The sequence below is a fragment of the Paraburkholderia jirisanensis genome, from assembly GCF_054782355.1.
Map to the genome: position 1 here is coordinate 281,559 of NZ_BAAGSQ010000033.1, position 15,610 is coordinate 297,168.

Consider the following 15,610-nt stretch of genomic DNA (forward strand, 5'->3'; position numbering starts at 1 on the left):
ATTCCCCGTTGGGATTGGAACAGGTGGAGAGGTGAACAGAGGTAGACAGATGGCGCGGTACGAATGCACCGCGCCACGCAGTGCCTATGCAGCGCGCAGCGCCACGTTCAGAACGGCAGATCGCCTTCGATGGTGGTGCGATACAGCTTGCGGCGCAGATGGTCGGGCGTGCCGGCGGCCAGATGCATCAGCGAGCGGTTGTCCCAGAACACCATGTCGTGGTCGCGCCATTCATGGCGGTACAGAAACTCCGGCTGCACGCTGAACGCGAACAGCTCCTCGAGCAGCGCGCGGCTTTCGTCTTCCGGCAGGCCGACGATGCGCGTGGTGAAATGCTCGCTGACGAACAGCGCCTTGCGGCCCGTTTCCGGATGCGTACGCACGACCGGATGCTCGACCGGCTTGACCTGTGCGATCTGCTCGGCCGTCAGGTTCGGACGCCACGGGCTGCGTGCCTGCAGTTCCGCGTAGCGCGCCAGATAGGTGTGCTCGGCGCGCCGCCCTTCGATTGCCTTGGCCAGATGCGCGGGCAGTGCATCGTGCGCGGCGTGCATATTGGCGAACAGCGTGTCGCCGCCTTCGGCCGGCAGTTCCTGCGCGTGCAGCAGCGAGCCCAGGCTCGGTTTTTCCTTGTACGACAGGTCCGAATGCCAGAAGTGGCCGGCATCGCCCAGACCGATCGGCTTGCCGTTTTCGAGGATGTTCGACACGATCAGCATTTCCGGATAGTCCGGCAGCGCGAACTGATGCAGCACGTGCTGTTGCAGCGGGCCGAAGCGGCGGCTAAACGCGATCTGTTCGGCCGGCGTGATGCGCTGGTCGCGAAATACCAATACGTGATGGTCCAGATGCGCGCGATGGATGCGCGCGAAATCGTCGTCGCGAAGCGGCTGCGACAGGTCCAGACCGATCACTTCGGCACCCAGCGGCGCGTCGAACGCGCGAATTTCGAAATCCTGCTGAAAGCCTGCGGCTGCCTGTGCGTTGTGCTGGCTAGCCGGGTGCGCCGCGGACGCGGCAGTGGCGGTCGTGCTCACGTAAAACTCCGCTTCGAAGAAAGGGCTGAATCTACGTCCTGGCGGCTACGTGGTCAACGACGCAAAAGACATACGTATATCCGCTGGGGTCATAAGAGCCACACAGGTGGCATGAAGCCGAGGTGGGGGACTGCGGCTGAATTGCAAGCGGCATGGACACACTCGCCGTGCTCGCGCCACGCTTGAATGGCCGGCGCATTGTCTTATCGCGCTGGCGCAAAAACGTTCAAGCGCGCCTTCGATATCGATATCTGAATTTGCTGGTTAGGCCGCGCACGGCGCAATGATAGGCTGAATCGATTCCCCGCCTCGCCGCCTGCAGCACTGTCTGACCTGCGCCAACCTGCGCGCCCGGACTGCTCAGGCCGGCCATCGAACGATCAGCAAGGAGCCCCCATGAGCGTCGAATTCATCGGCATGATCCAGCAGCGCAAGGTTTCGGAAACGCATCCGCCGCAAGGCCCGGCCATCGATACCGACTACGTGCGCAGCTTTGCTCAGGCCCATGAAAACGCCGGCTTCGACCGGATTCTGGTGCCGCACAGTTCGACCACGCCCGATGCGACGATCACGGTCGCCTATGCGGCCAGCGTCACCTCGCGGGTGCACTTCATGCTCGCGCATCGGCCGGGGTTCGTCGCGCCGACGCTCGCGGCACGGCAGCTCGCCACCCTCGATCATTTCTCCGGCGGCCGCCTCGCGGTGCATTTCATTTCCGGCGGCAGCGACGAAGACCAGCGGCGCGACGGCGATTTTGCCAGCCACGACGAACGCTACGCACGCACCGACGAATATCTGCAGATCCTGCGCCGCGTGTGGACCGAAGATAAGCCTTTCGATCATGAAGGCCGCTTCTACCGCTTCGAGCAGGCGTTCTCGGAAGTGAAGCCGAAGCAGTCGCCGCACCTGCCGATCTATTTCGGCGGCGCTTCCGCACCGGCGCTCGCGGTGGCCGGCAAACACGCGGACGTGTATGCGCTGTGGGGCGAATCGCAGCAGCAGGTGCACGAACAGATCACGCGGGTGCGCGCCGAAGCCGCGAAGCACGGCCGCACGGTGCGCTTCTCCGTATCGTTCCGGCCGATCCTCGCGGCAACCGAGGCGGCCGCATGGGAACGCGCCGAGCATATTCTTGAAGAAACGCGCCGGCTGCGCGTCCGGCAAAATTCATTGCGCGGCGGTGGCCCGCAACAAAGCGAAGGCGCGCGGCGCCTGCTCGCCGCGGCCGGCGATGGCGTGCGCGCCGACGAACGGTTGTGGACCGCGGTCGCCAGGGAAATCGGCGGCCGCTCGAATTCGACCGCACTGGTCGGTACACCGTCGCAGGTCGCACAAACGCTCGCGGAGTACTACGCTTTAGGTGTGACGACGTTTCTGATCCGCGGCTTCGATCCGCTCGAAGATGCCGTCGATTACGGTCGCGAACTGATTCCCGTCACGCGTGAGCTGACTGCGCGAGCGCAGCACGCGGCGTGAGGTGATGCGAGCCGCATGAGTTCGCGCGAAGCAGTGCAGCGCCTCTTGACGCACAGGCGCTGCGCCGACCAACCGATGCTTGACATCTCTGTCCGACTTGACCGAACGACACCATGAGCACTGTCCTCCCTACTCGCTCCACCTTCACCCGTCGCGCCGAGCCGCTGCGCAAATTCTGGTTCGACGACCAGCAGGCCGCGCCACGCACACTCGAGCACGAACGCCTGCATCGCAGGCAGCGGCTGGCCGCCGCGTTCCGCCTGTTCGCACGCTACGGCTTCGCGCAAGGTCTCGCCGGCCACATCACCGCGCGCGATCCGGAGTGGACCGACCACTTCTGGGTCAATCCGCTGGGCCGGCATTTCAGCCGCATGCGTGTGTCGGATCTGCTGCTGGTGAACCACCACGGCGAAATCGTGGTGGGCGAAGGCCCGCTGAATCAGGCCGCATTCGCGATTCACGCCGCCTTGCATGAAGCGCGGCCCGACGTGGTAGCTGCCGCGCATACGCATTCGCTGTACGGAAAGGCGTGGTCCACGCTTGGCCGCACGCTCGATCCGCTGACCCAGGACGCATGCTCGTTCTACGAAGACCACGCGCTGTTCGACGACTTCCGCGGCGTCGTGCTCGATACCACCGAAGGCGCGCGACTCGCCGATGCGCTCGGTGCGCGCAAGGCGCTGATCCTGAAGAACCACGGCATCCTGACAGTCGGCCCTTCGGTCGAAACCGCCGCATGGTGGTACATCGCATTCGACAACGCGTGCCACGCGCAACTGCTCGCGCAGGCGGCCGGTACACCGCAGCCGATTCCACACGATGTCGCGGCGCTCACGCACCAGCAGGTGGGCCGCCCGGGCAGTGCGCAACATGCGTTCGAGAGCCTGTATGAAGGGCTCGTCGAAGCCGAGCCGGACCTGCTCGACTGACAGGACCGACCCCACTGCACGAACCAGCCGTTCAACTCTCGCTACCCGAACGACAGCCTCCCGAAAACTTCGGGATCCCAGCAAGGAAATGCAATCTTGACGACGAAGTCCTACCCGCTGCGCAGCTACGAAGACGTGCGCGAAACCCTGCTTGCGAAGCGCGAAATCGCGTTGCTCGACGTACGCGAAGAGGACCCGCATGCGCACGCGCATCCGCTGTTTGCCGCCAATCTCGCGCTGTCGCGGATCGAACTCGACGCGTACACGCGGCTGCCGCGCCGCGACGTGCCGATCGTGCTGCTCGACGCCGGCGAAGGTCTCGCGGCACGCGCGGCGGCGCGGCTCGAAGCGCTCGGTTATACGCAGGTGGCGTTGCTCGATGGCGGCCTCGACGGCTGGATCCGCGCCGGCGGCGAAGTGTTTCGCGACGTCAACGTGCCGAGCAAGGCGTTCGGCGAACTGGTCGAAGCGCAGCGTCATACGCCGTCGCTGTCGGCCGAAACCGTCGACGCGCTGCTGAAGGACGGTGGCGATGTGGTGGTACTCGATGCGCGCCGCTTCGACGAATACCAGACGATGAACATCCCCGGCAGCATCAGCGTGCCGGGCGCGGAACTGGTGCTGCGCGCCCGCGCGCTGGCGCCGGATCCGAAGACGCGCGTGATCGTCAATTGCGCGGGCCGTACGCGCAGCATCATCGGCGCGCAGTCGCTGGTGAATGCGGGCTTGCCGAATCCGGTCGCGGCGCTGCGCAATGGCACGATCGGCTGGACGCTCGCGGGACAGGCGCTCGAACATGGCAGCGCGCGGCGCTTCGACGCACAGGCCGGGCGCGAAGCCACGCCGCTCGCAGCGTCGCAGCATGCCGCACGCGCGCTCGCCGAGCGTGCCGGCGTGCAACGCACCACGCTGGAGGCTGCCGCGCACTGGGCAGACGATGCTGCGCGCACCACCTATCGCTTCGACGTCCGCACGCCGGCCGAATATGAAGCTGCGCACGCGCAGGGTTTTCAGTCCGCGCCCGGTGGCCAGCTGGTGCAGGAAACCGACATGTTCGCGCCGGTGCGTGGCGCGCGCATCGTGCTGTTCGACGACGACGGCGTGCGCGCCAACATGACCGCGTCCTGGCTCGCACAGATGAACCACGACGTGTACGTGGTAGACGGCGCGCAGCCCGCCGCACTCGACGCGCATGGCGTCGCGCCAGGCATTCGTGCAGAGCCGCCGTCAGTCGACCGCGTGACGCCCGCACAACTGGCCGCGCTGCTCGACGACCCAGCGCGCGGCACCGTGCTGATCGACGTGACGTCGAGCGCGAATCACGTGAAAGCGCATATCCCCGGCGCGTACTGGCTGGTGCGCGCGCGGATTCACGCGGCCTTCGCCGATGTGCGCGAGCTGCCGGATGCGCAGCGTTACGTCGTTACGTGCGGCACCAATGTGCTTGCGCCGTTTGCCGCGGCCGATCTCGCCGAGCTGACCGGCAAGCCGGTGCAGGTGCTCGACGGCGGCACGCAGGCATGGATACGCGCAGGCTTGCCGACCGAAAGCGGCGATGCGCGCCTCGCGTCGCCGCGTATCGATCGCTACCGGCGCCCTTATGAAGGCACCGATGCGCCGCGTGAAGCGATGCACGCGTATCTGGAATGGGAATACGGTCTCGTTGCGCAGCTGGAACGCGATGGCACGCACGGATTCTTTGTGATCTGAACGCGATGTGACGCCGAGTGCCCCGCCTTCGGTCTTCGCTGCGATTGCACGCTGGCCGCACGGGCTAAGCGCCGCGACCAGCCGCACACCTCGCTGCACCTACGCGCGCCCGATGCGCGTATCGGTAATCGCCCGCACGTCGATACGCACCGGCAGAATCTGCTCGCGAAACGCGCGATCCGCCACCTTCTGCAGCGCTTCGATGTCTGCGTCCAACACGAAGCGTTGCCTGAGCGCCGAGCGCTGCGTGATCTGCCGCGCTGCATCGAGCGGCACGCGTGTCAGCGTCGCGTAGATCTGCGCATAGGCATCGGGGTTCGCCAGCGCCCAGTCGCCTGCGCGCTGCAGCCTTTTCAGCACATCCGCAATCGCGACGCGTTTGCGCGCGTCCGTCAGCGACGCGCCCGACGCCGTGATGAAACCGAGCCCGCTGTTGATGCCTTTGCCATCGCGCAAAACGCGCGCGCCGCGCTGCGCCGCGATGCCGTAGTAAGGGTCGAAGGTCGCCCACGCTTCGATCGAACCTGAAGCGAACGCCGCGAAGCCATCCACCGGCAAGATGAAACGCACCGCAACGTCGTCACGCGTGAGTCCGGCCTCGGCAAGCGCACCGTATAGCTGAAACTGCGAAATGCTGCCGCGCGCCGACGACACGTAGACGGTGCGTCCTTTCAGATCAGCCACCGTGCGCAGCGCCGAATTCGGCGCCACCAGAATGCCCAGTTGCGCAGCCGAGCCGACGCGCGTCGCGACGATCTTCAGTTGCGGATCGCCGGCCGCTGCGGCGAGCACCGGCAGATCGCCGGCCGGCGCGAGATCGACGGCCCCGGCGCGCTGTGCTTCGAAGAGCGGCGCCGCGCCCTGGAAATTGGCCCAGCGGTACGCGTACGGCGTGCCGTCCAGCACTTTGGCCGCATTGGCCAGCGCCCGCGTGCCGCCGGCCTGGTCGCCGAGTACCAGCGTGGTCGTTGCATCAGGAGCGGCTGCTCGCGCGAGGCCTGCGATGCCTAGTGCGACCGTGGCCGGTAGCGCGGCAAGCAAGCGCCGCCGCACGCGCAATGATGTGGAAGTGGAAGCGCTCATAGCCCCTCGCTGTCGATATGCAGCGAAGCGTAGCGACGAAGGCTCGCGCTGGGAATCATTCGATTCCGATATGTTTATCCGCGTTGCGTGTCTATCTATTGCATGGCTTTACACATGCCCGGCGCTGCGTTGCAATTGCGGCGCTCGTGTTTAGCAGCTGCGTTGCAATGGTTAGCTGAATCCAGTGTTTCGCATGCCGCGCGGCCGTTGCTACGATGGACGATTCACTGCTGTCGCAGCCCGCTTTGCTTTACCGTTTTGCTCTACCGCTTTGCTTCACGACAAGGATACCCACGCTATGGCGCACGTCTCACGGCGCACTTTTCTTCGCCTCACCTCGGCTTCGCTGCTGGCCGGCGCCAGCACGCGCCTGCTGGCACAAACCGCAGCGGCAAGCACCGAACCCGTCGCACTGCGCATCGGCTACCAGAAGTCGTCGACGCTCATCACGCTGCTCAAAACCAGTGGCGCACTCGAAAACGCGCTGGCCGCGCAGCATGCGCGCGTATCGTGGCACGAGTTCGCCAGCGGCCTGCCGCTCACCGAAGCGCTGAACGTCGGCGCAGTCGATTTCAGCGCAGACGTCGCGGATACCGTGCCGATCTTTGCGCAAGCCGCGCACGCACGTTTCGTCTATGTCGCACAGGAAGCGCCATCGCCCGGCGCGCAGGCGATCATCGTTAAGAAGGACAGCACGCTGCACACGCTGGCCGATCTGAAAGACAGGCGCATTGCCGTCACGAAGGCAGCGGGCAGCCACTATTTGCTGCTCGCCGCGCTCGCGCATGCCGGCCTCAAGGCCGCCGATGTGAAAACCAGTTACCTGACGCCCGCCGACGGCCGCGCTGCATTCGAGCGCGGCAGCGTCGATGCGTGGATCACATGGGACCCGTATGTCGCATCCGTCGACCGTCACGACGACGTGCGGATTCTCGCCGACGGCAACGGCCTCGCGTCCTATCAGCGCTATTACCTTGCCGCGCGCGAATTCGCCGATGCGCACCCGCAGATCGTGCAGATCGTGTTCGATCAGCTGCAACAAAGCGGCACGTGGCTGCGCGCGCATCCGCACGAAGCGGCTGCCCAGCTCGCACCCGTCTGGGGTCTCGACGCGGCGACCATCGAGCGTGCCAATGCACGGCGCAGCTACGTGGTGCGCGCAGTGGACCCGCAGAATTTCACCGAGCAGCAGAAGATCGCCGATGCGTTCTATCGCAACGGCCTGCTGCCCGCGGCGGTCGCAACCGGCGAATCGTTGCGCTGGGATTTCGCCGCGAAGCAGGCAAGGACCATCGGCGCCTGACGCCCGTTTCGCGCGCGACGTTGCACCGTTGAAGCGCGCGGGCCTTGCCCGCCGCGCTGGCTGCCTCAACACAGGAAAACTCAAACATCGTTGAGCATTGCCGCCCCTTATCCGCCGAATGCATCCGCTGAATGCATCGGCTGGACAGACAGTTCCTGGAACTGCTGTTACTGCGCGCGAACTTATCCATTCTGGCTAGTTGGCTGCATCGGGCTCTTACGTCAAAATATGTCGGCGGAAAGCGGGCTGCGAGCGTCCACCGCGCCGGCCTCACTCCGCGAGAAGACCAGGATTCACGACAATACTGTCAAGATAGATAAAGCTGACATCCGATCGGCCCGCTTTCACGGAACCCAACCAACCATGGCGCGTTTGCGCGAATTCGACGAAGAAGACGCTTTCAGCAAGGCACTGGAAGTGTTCTGGACCAAAGGTCTGCACGGCACCACGATGCTCGACCTGGCTGACGCCACCGGCATTCAGCGCGGCTCGCTTTACAACGCTTACGGCGACAAGGAGCAGGTGTTCATCCACGCGTTCCAGCGTTATACGGGCCGTTTTCTCGCCGAAGCGCAGAAAGCCCTCGGCAAGCCCGATCTACGCGCCGCACTGACTTCATTTTTCGACGTATCGATTCGCACGATCACCGCCGGCACGCCGGCGCGCGGCTGCCTGTCGACGCGTACCGCGTTCGATCTCGACGGCGCGTCGCCGCGCATTGCGCAAGCGTTGAAGGCGATGCTCGACACGCTCAGCGAGCTGCTGATGACCGTACTCGACACGAAAGAGCGCCGCGCCCAGCTGACGATGCCGCCCGCACAGGCGGTGCGGTTGATCGTCACGACTACGCGCGGCATCGGCGTGATGGAACGGGTGTATGGCGACCGAAAGTCGCTGAAGCTGACCACGGCGGCGTTGATCGATGCGTTGCTGAAGGGCAAGAAATAGCGCAGGCGCGAACGGCTCACGCGCAGCCGATCTCCGTCACGCTGTGAGCCGCGAGCCGTCCCGGGCCGCGCGGCCCCTCCTGTCACCTCAAGGCTGCTTGGCCTGAGCCGACGTAGCCGGGCAATGCGGGTCCTTGCCCCAGTGCCCATCGCACGCGCGCCAGCGACACAGCTGCTCCTCGAAGAAGCCATGCTGGCTGCACTCGTTGATGCGCTCGGCAAGCGAGCCCGACGCATTGGTGCTGACTTTCTTCGTAGGCGCAGCGGCCGACGGCCCGGACGCCGCCACTGCCGTGATCGCCTTCGGGTCAGCCGGTTTGGTGCGGGCCACCAGCGCGGCCAGCAGATCGGCGTCGGAATCTTCCGGTTTCGTTTCGCGTTTGGCCGTGCTGTTCTTCTTGCTTTCCGCGTGCGCCACCTTGGACTTGTCCTTGGCGTGCCGCTCGTTCGACGCAGCCTGATGCCGGTCGCGGCTCACGTTCGCGAGCTTCTGCGCGTGCGCGCCATGCTTCGTGCCCGCGGTTGCTTCGGACTTCTGTTCGCTGTCGGGCTTCGATCCGCTCACCGCCGCAGAGGCCGCCTTGCCAGCCGGCTCCGTGCCCTCGGACAACGCGCGCGACAGACGGCTCGCATCGTCGCTGGCGGGCTGCGCGGGTTGGGCAGATTGTGCGGCCTTCGCCGCATCGTCTTCCGCAACGATGGTTGCCGCGGTACCGGCCGAGGCGCCCGACGCGCCCGCCGCAACGACTGTGGCGGCCGACGCGCCATCCGATGACGTACTGCTCAATGTACTGCCCGACGCAGCAACCGCGGCCGCGGACGTCGATGCAAGCGCATCCGACGCCACCACCGCGCCTTCGCTCTTGCGCACCGCATTCTCCGACACCGCTGCCATCTTCGCGGCGCCATCCGGCGTGCTGCGTTGCGTCACGAGCCACGCACCCCACCCGCCTAGCGCAATGACCAGCACGGCGACCACCGCCGGCATCACACGCGAGCGCTTGCGCTGTTGTGGCGGCGGCGCGACCCGCCCTTCCAGGTTGGCAAGAATGCGTGAATCGTCCGGCTGCGGGTTGGCGGTCGGCTCGGAGAGCAGACTGGGCCGGCCTTTAGAGTTCGATTCAGGCGCACTCATTCACTGTCTCTTAAAGTCTGGTTAGTATTTGCAAAGGAATTGCGCTAAATTCGTTCTTCTTCAGCCAGGCCTGATTCTAAGTTCAAGCATTACAAAAAACAATTAGTTCTAATTCGCCGGGGGTCGTTCCGTGTTCGTTGCCGCACTTATAGCCTATTTCGCCCTCGCCGTGCTGATCGCGGCGGTTGCGCTATTGCCGCCGGTGCGCGTCGCGATAGTGGGCGGATTAGCCGGTCTGCATAGCCGGTTGATGCATCGCGCATCGCGGCATGCGCTAAAGACCCGCAATCAATTGGCGTATTCGGCAAAAATCTCCCAATCGGCAATTAGCGATCTGCAAAATTTACTGGCGCGCCGCCGCTTGCTGATTCTTATATCCGCAGGTATTCTTGCGACGCCGCCATTAGCGGCAATTGCATTACGTGGCAGATTGTTATTCCAGTTTGATGACACCGCGCGCGTGCCAGACGAAAAAATCGCGCAGTTGCTCAATGGCGAACAGCTGGTGCCGCCTCCGCCGTTACCGCCGGAGGCCTTCACCACGCAGGAAGTCGAGCAGGTGCGGCCGGCGCTGCGCGACGCGAGCCGCGACTGGAACCTGCTGGACGCGGATTTCCGCACGCGCCTGTTGCTGGTCTACAAGATCATGCACGAGCAGTACGGCTATGACATGGCATTACTGGAAGGTTATCGAAGCCCGGAACGGCAAAACCGGCTCGCGCAACTCGGGGGCAATGTCACAAATGCAGCGGCATTCCAAAGCTATCATCAATACGGGCTGGCGGCGGACAATGCATTTTTGCGTGACGGCAAGCTCGTCATTACCGAAAAAGATCCGTGGGCGATGCGTGGCTATCAGCTATACGGGCAAGTTGCAGAACAGGTCGGTCTGACATGGGGAGGACGCTGGAAATTGATGGACCTCGGACACGTCGAATATCACAAGCCCGGCTTCGTGCTCGGCCGCTCGCGATAAAAAATGTTAAATCCCACCTTGCAAAAGCGCTACAACGCGCGAATAGCGGCTCTCCGCTGATTCAATATGCATTGGTACGCGAGGCTCAAGCGCGGCTTTCGGGGGTTTTAAAGCGCGGGGCTTTAAACCACGTCGGACCGCACTAGCTGCATCGGTCGTCCTTCCACACGCTATCCCTATTCAAAAACGCAATGCAACGTTTGCTCAAAGGGCTCACCTCAAAATTCACGCTGACCGTGATCGGCTTCGTCGCGCTCGCGGCGCTGCTGTTCATCGCAGCCGACTACTTCGAGATCGACCCGCAGTGGCCCGCGCTCGCGCTCGGCGCGCTGCTCGCGTTGTGGCTGATCGTATGGATCGTGCGGCGGCTCATCGCGCGCAACTCGAACAAGAAGCTCGGCGACCTGCTCGAGCAGCAGGCGCAAAGCGGCACCGAACCGGCGGTAGCCGCCAGCACGCCGGCGCGCGACGCGGAGCTCGCCACGCTGCGCACGCGCCTCGCCGACGCGGTCAAGACCATCAAGACGTCGAAGATCGGCCAGACCTCGGGCGGCTCGGCGCTGTACGAGCTGCCGTGGTACATCGTGATCGGCAACCCGGCGGCCGGTAAAAGCAGCGCAGTGCTCAATTCCGGGCTGCAGTTTCCGTTCGCCGACAAGAACGATGCGGTGGTGCACGGCATCGGCGGCACCCGCAACTGCGACTGGTTCTTCACCACCGAAGGCATTCTGCTCGACACCGCGGGCCGTTACTCGGTGCACGACGAAGACCGCACCGAATGGCTAGGCTTTTTGTCGCTGCTCAAACGTTTTCGTCCGAAGGCGCCGATCAACGGCATCATCGTCACCACCAGCATTGCCGAGCTGACCAGCAACAAGCCGGAATTCGCGATCAACCTTGCAAAGAACCTGCGCCAGCGCGTGCAGGAACTGACCGAGAAGCTCGAAGTGTTCGCGCCGGTGTACGTGATGTTCACCAAGGCCGACCTGATTACCGGCTTCACCGAGTTTTTCAGCGGCAGCGAGCGGCACGAATACGACCGCGTGTGGGGCGCGACGCTGCCCTACCAGCCCGATGAAAAGCGCGACGTGGTCGCGCAGTTCGACGAACGCTTCGAAGAGCTGTACGACGGCCTGAAGGAAATCAGCATTGCGCAGCTGTCGATCAACCGCGGCAACAAGCTGTCGCCGGGGCAACTGAGCTTTCCGCTCGAATTCTCGACCATCAAGCCGGCGCTGCGCTCGTTCATCGCCACGCTGTTCGAGAACAACCCGTTCCAGCACAAGCCGATTCTGCGCGGCTTCTATTTCACCAGCGCGCTGCAGGAAGGCGAAACCAACAGCGCCGCCGCGCAGCGCATCGCCACGCGTTTCGGCCTGTCCACCGACGCGCTGCCCAAGCCGCACAGCGCGTTCTCGCGCAACGGCTTTTTCCTGCGCGACCTGTTTTCGAGGGTGATCTTCGAAGACCGGCAGACGGTGCGCCAGTTCTCGAGCCCTGCCAAGGCGCGGCTGCGCTATGCGACCTTCTTCGCGTTCGTCGCGGCGCTCGCGCTCGCGTTGGGCGGCTGGACCTGGTCGACCGTCAACAACCAGCAGCTGGCCGCCAACGTGCAGGCCGATCTCGACAACGTGGTGCGGCTGCAGCGCAACCGCAACGACCTGCAATCGCGACTGCAGGCGATGGACGTGCTCGAGGACCGCATCGAGCAGCTCGAACAGTTCCGCCGCGAGCGGCCGATCTCCGTGTCGCTCGGCTTGTATCAGGGCGATCTGCTCGAGCAGCGGCTGCTTACCGAGTACTACAACGGCATCAAGCAGATCCTGCTGACGCCGGTTTCGCAAAGCCTCGCGTCGTTCCTGAAGGACGTCGACGCGCACCCCGAACTGCTCGCGCCGATGACCCACACGCCCGATTCCGGCGCGGTGCCAGTGTCCGCGCGCGCGTCGCTGGCGGCGCCGAGCCAGGGCGGCCTGTATAGCGACGCGTCGCCCTCTTCGGTCGAAGACGCGTACAACGCACTGAAAACCTACCTGATGCTGTCCGACAAGCGCCACGTCGAAACCGCGCATCTGACCGACCAGGTCACGCGCTTCTGGCGCGGCTGGCTCGAACAGAATCGCGGCAACATGCCGCGCGACGAGATGATCAAGAGCGCCGAGCGAATGATCACGTTCTACCTGTCGCGCGTGACCGACGACGACTGGCCGATGATCGACGCGAACCTGTCGCTGATCGACCAGACCCGCGAAGATCTGCGCCACGTGGTGCGCGGCATGCCGGCACGGCAGCGCGTGTACGAAGAGATCAAGGCGCGCGCATCGACGCGCTTCGCGCCGATGACGGTGGCGCGCATCGTCGGCGACGCGAACACCGGGCTGGTCGCCGGCGGCTACGCGATTCCGGGCACCTTCACGCGCGACGCGTGGTTCGACTACGTGCAGCCGGCGATCCGCGATGCCGCCACGAAAGAACTGCAGGCGAAGGACTGGGTGCTGAACACGTCGGCGCGCGACGACCTGACGCTCGAAGGCAGCCCCGAGCAGATCCAGAAGACGCTGGTCGCGATGTACAAGGACGACTACGCGCAGCAGTGGCAGAAGTTCATGCAGAGCGTGTCGGTGCAGGATTTCGGCAGCTTCAGCCAGGCCGTGGATGCGATGAACCGCCTCGGCGACCCGCAGGATTCGCCGATCCGCAAGGTGCTCGAAACCGCCTATGAGCAGACCTCGTGGGACAACCCGGCGCTCGCCAACACCGTGTTGAAGAAGGCGCAGCCCGGCGTGATGAACTGGGTCAGAAACCTGTTCTCGCGCGTGCCGCGCTCGTCGCAGGTCACGTCGAACATCGACATCAACGGCAAGCCGGTCGATCTGCCGATGGGCCCGATCGGCGTGGCGTTCTCGGGCCTGAACCGGGTCGTCGCCACCACCAGCGACGGCTCGCTGCTGAAGGGTTATATGGCGACGCTGTCGAAGCTGCGCACCCGCTTTAACGTACTGAAGAACCAGGGCGATCCGGGCCCCGGCGCGCGTCAGCTGATGCAGCAGACGCTCGACGGCAGCGGCTCGGAACTGGCCGATTCGCTGAAGTTCGTCGACGAGCAGATGCTGACCGGCCTCACCGACGCGCAACGCAAGGCGCTTCGGCCGCTGCTGGTGCGTCCGCTGTTGCAGGCCTACGCAGTGGTGGTGCAGCCGGCCAGCGCCGAAGTGAACAAGGTGTGGAACGCGCAGGTGTACCAGCCGTTCCAGAGCTCGCTCGCCAACAAATACCCGTTCGACGGCAGCGCGAAGATCGAGGCCGCGCCCGGCGAGATCGCCCAGGTGTTCGGGCCGGACGGCGCGGTCGCGAAGTTCGTCAGCACCACGCTCGGGCCGCTCGCGGTGCGCCGCGGCGATACGCTCGCCGCGCGCACGTGGGGCGATATGGGCCTTTCGCTGACGCCCGACTTCACCAATGGCTTCGCACGCTGGGTCGCGCCGCTCAGTGGCGGTAGCGGCGGCGGTGGCGCGGGCGGTGGCGGCGCAGGCGGCGGCAGCGAAACGCAGACGGTGTTCCAGATCCTGCCTCAGCCGGGCGCCGGCACCACCGAGTACACCATCGCGATCGACGGCCAGCAGCTGCGCTACCGCAACACGCCGCCGCAATGGACCAACTTCGTATGGCCGAATCCGGCCGGCACGCCGGGCGCGACGCTGTCGGCCACCACGTATGACGGCCGCACGATCCAGCTGGTCAACGAGCCGGGCCGCTACGGCCTCGAAAAGCTGATCAATTCGGCGCAGCGCAAACGCAACGCGGACGGTACCTTCGATCTGATCTGGACTCAGGGCAGCGCGACGGTCTCGGTCAGCATGCGCATCATCAGCACCTCGCAGCCGACTTCGGCAAGCGGCGACGCACCCCAGCAGCAGACGCTGCGCGGCCTGCATCTGCCGTCGTCGATCGCCCAGGTCGGCGCACCGGCTGCCACGCAAGTCGCGTCGCCCGCCGCCATCCCCGCCACCAACACGAGCGCCCAATGACCCAGACCGTACAGGCGCAAATCGCCTATTTCGGCAAAATCCCGTCGCGCGGCGACTTCGTGAAAAGCGCGCACAACCCGCAACTGCTGCAGACGCTCGACCGCTGGATCGCGCAGGCGATGGAACTGCTCGCCGAAGACCCGCGCTGGAAAATCGTCTACGAAAGCGCGACGCCGCTGAACTTCGCGTTCCTCGGTTCGCGCAGCAAGCTGGCGATTGCCGGCCATATGGTGGCGAGCCAGGATCAATCGGCGCGGCGCTTTCCGTTTCTGGCCGCGACCGCGCTCGAAGTCGACCGGCCGCTGGCGTTTTTTGCGCGCAGCCCGCTCGCGTTCGCGCGGCTGTGGTCGCGCATGGCCACGCAGGTGCGGCCGCTGCTCGACGCGAACGAACCCGCCGGCGCGTTGCAGGCGCTCGGCGAAACCCAGGTGGCGATCGAGATCGCCGGCCCCGGCAATCCGCACGACGGCACCTTCAACGATTTCATCGAACACCAGACGCTCGCCGGCCTCGAGCAGATGCTGCTCGCGAGCGGCCACCCGGTGCGGCTGCGCGGCGCGATGCTCGCGCTCGGCTCGCTGCTGCGCCCGGTGATGACGAGCGGCACGTCGCAGCTCGAACGCGGGCTGACGCTGCCGTTGCCGGCCGATCCGTTTTATCGGTCGCTGGTGGCCGCGTTCTGGCTCGAACTGATCGCGCCGTTCGTCGCGCATGCGGACTTCGAGCTCGCAGTGTTTATCGGCGCGATCGCGCAGCGCGAGCGGCTGGTGATCGGCTTTAACGGTGCGTCCGCGAAGACCTTGCACAGCGTGGTCGATCCGCAGGCCTACGCGCAGCACAACATCGATATCGACGACCCGGAGTGGCTCGACGATCACGCGCACAACGATCCGACCATGAGCAAGCTGACCAGCTATCTGGACCAGCCGCAGTTGTCGTTGCGCATGAGCATCGACACCTTCCGCGAAGCGTTTGCAGGAGCCTGA

General features: G+C 65.0%; 11 protein-coding genes. 8 read left to right on the forward strand and 3 right to left on the reverse strand.

Going from position 1 to position 15,610, the window contains the following annotated elements; all coding sequences use genetic code 11:
* Nucleotides 1-107: 107 nt before the first annotated feature.
* Nucleotides 108-1,037, reverse strand: a complete 930-nt coding sequence (locus tag ACYVNQ_RS33295) for a TauD/TfdA dioxygenase family protein (RefSeq protein ID WP_460909125.1) — start codon at nt 1,035-1,037, stop codon at nt 108-110.
* Between the two features lie 396 nt (nt 1,038-1,433).
* On the opposite strand from ACYVNQ_RS33295, the gene ACYVNQ_RS33300 reads away from it, so the two are divergent.
* The 3 genes from ACYVNQ_RS33300 (at nt 1,434) to ACYVNQ_RS33310 (ending at nt 5,152) form a co-directional block, all read left to right on the forward strand.
* Complete coding sequence (locus ACYVNQ_RS33300) at nt 1,434-2,513, forward strand: LLM class flavin-dependent oxidoreductase (RefSeq protein WP_460909127.1); 1,080 nt, start codon at nt 1,434-1,436, stop codon at nt 2,511-2,513.
* Between the two features lie 113 nt (nt 2,514-2,626).
* Nucleotides 2,627-3,442, forward strand: a complete 816-nt coding sequence (locus tag ACYVNQ_RS33305) for a class II aldolase/adducin family protein (RefSeq protein WP_460909130.1) — start codon at nt 2,627-2,629, stop codon at nt 3,440-3,442.
* Nucleotides 3,443-3,535: 93 nt separating this feature from the next.
* Nucleotides 3,536-5,152 carry a rhodanese homology domain-containing protein gene (locus ACYVNQ_RS33310; RefSeq protein WP_460911189.1) on the forward strand — a complete coding sequence of 539 codons (1,617 nt, stop codon included), beginning with the start codon at nt 3,536-3,538 and terminating at the stop codon, nt 5,150-5,152.
* Between the two features lie 99 nt (nt 5,153-5,251).
* On the opposite strand, the gene ACYVNQ_RS33315 is transcribed toward ACYVNQ_RS33310, so the two are convergent.
* On the reverse strand, nt 5,252-6,235 hold the full coding sequence (locus tag ACYVNQ_RS33315; protein ID WP_460909132.1) for an ABC transporter substrate-binding protein: 984 nt from the start codon (nt 6,233-6,235) through the stop codon (nt 5,252-5,254).
* A gap of 298 nt (nt 6,236-6,533) precedes the next feature.
* On the opposite strand from ACYVNQ_RS33315, the gene ACYVNQ_RS33320 reads away from it, so the two are divergent.
* Nucleotides 6,534-7,538 carry an aliphatic sulfonate ABC transporter substrate-binding protein gene (locus tag ACYVNQ_RS33320; protein WP_460909135.1) on the forward strand — a complete coding sequence of 335 codons (1,005 nt, stop codon included), beginning with the start codon at nt 6,534-6,536 and terminating at the stop codon, nt 7,536-7,538.
* Nucleotides 7,539-7,901: 363 nt separating this feature from the next.
* Nucleotides 7,902-8,486: a TetR/AcrR family transcriptional regulator gene (locus tag ACYVNQ_RS33325; protein ID WP_460909136.1), complete on the forward strand. Its 585-nt coding sequence runs from the start codon at nt 7,902-7,904 to the stop codon at nt 8,484-8,486.
* A gap of 87 nt (nt 8,487-8,573) precedes the next feature.
* On the opposite strand, the gene ACYVNQ_RS33330 is transcribed toward ACYVNQ_RS33325, so the two are convergent.
* Nucleotides 8,574-9,620, reverse strand: a complete 1,047-nt coding sequence (locus tag ACYVNQ_RS33330) for a hypothetical protein (protein WP_460909139.1) — start codon at nt 9,618-9,620, stop codon at nt 8,574-8,576.
* Between the two features lie 130 nt (nt 9,621-9,750).
* Here ACYVNQ_RS33330 and ACYVNQ_RS33335 point away from each other — a divergent pair, with 130 nt between their 5' ends.
* The 3 genes from ACYVNQ_RS33335 (at nt 9,751) to tagF (ending at nt 15,610) form a co-directional block, all read left to right on the forward strand.
* Nucleotides 9,751-10,596 (forward strand): M15 family metallopeptidase, encoded by an 846-nt coding sequence (locus ACYVNQ_RS33335; protein ID WP_460909141.1) that lies wholly within the window; start codon nt 9,751-9,753, stop codon nt 10,594-10,596.
* A gap of 191 nt (nt 10,597-10,787) precedes the next feature.
* Nucleotides 10,788-14,624 (forward strand): type VI secretion system membrane subunit TssM, encoded by a 3,837-nt coding sequence (gene tssM / locus ACYVNQ_RS33340; RefSeq protein ID WP_460909144.1) that lies wholly within the window; start codon nt 10,788-10,790, stop codon nt 14,622-14,624.
* Complete coding sequence (gene tagF / locus ACYVNQ_RS33345; protein WP_460909146.1) at nt 14,621-15,610, forward strand: type VI secretion system-associated protein TagF; 990 nt, start codon at nt 14,621-14,623, stop codon at nt 15,608-15,610. Before tssM ends, tagF begins: the two co-directional genes overlap by 4 nt.

Excerpts from the sequence above, each read along its gene's own strand:
- ACYVNQ_RS33305 (WP_460909130.1), top strand. The coding sequence starts at position 2,627 with ATGAGCACTGTCCTCCCTACTCGCTCCACCTTCACCCGTCGCGCCGAG.
- ACYVNQ_RS33320 (WP_460909135.1), top strand. The coding sequence starts at position 6,534 with ATGGCGCACGTCTCACGGCGCACTTTTCTTCGCCTCACCTCGGCTTCG.
- ACYVNQ_RS33300 (WP_460909127.1), top strand. The coding sequence starts at position 1,434 with ATGAGCGTCGAATTCATCGGCATGATCCAGCAGCGCAAGGTTTCGGAA.
- ACYVNQ_RS33315 (WP_460909132.1), bottom strand. The coding sequence starts at position 6,235 with ATGAGCGCTTCCACTTCCACATCATTGCGCGTGCGGCGGCGCTTGCTT.
- tssM (WP_460909144.1), top strand. The coding sequence starts at position 10,788 with ATGCAACGTTTGCTCAAAGGGCTCACCTCAAAATTCACGCTGACCGTG.
- ACYVNQ_RS33330 (WP_460909139.1), bottom strand. The coding sequence starts at position 9,620 with ATGAGTGCGCCTGAATCGAACTCTAAAGGCCGGCCCAGTCTGCTCTCC.
- ACYVNQ_RS33325 (WP_460909136.1), top strand. The coding sequence starts at position 7,902 with ATGGCGCGTTTGCGCGAATTCGACGAAGAAGACGCTTTCAGCAAGGCA.
- tagF (WP_460909146.1), top strand. The coding sequence starts at position 14,621 with ATGACCCAGACCGTACAGGCGCAAATCGCCTATTTCGGCAAAATCCCG.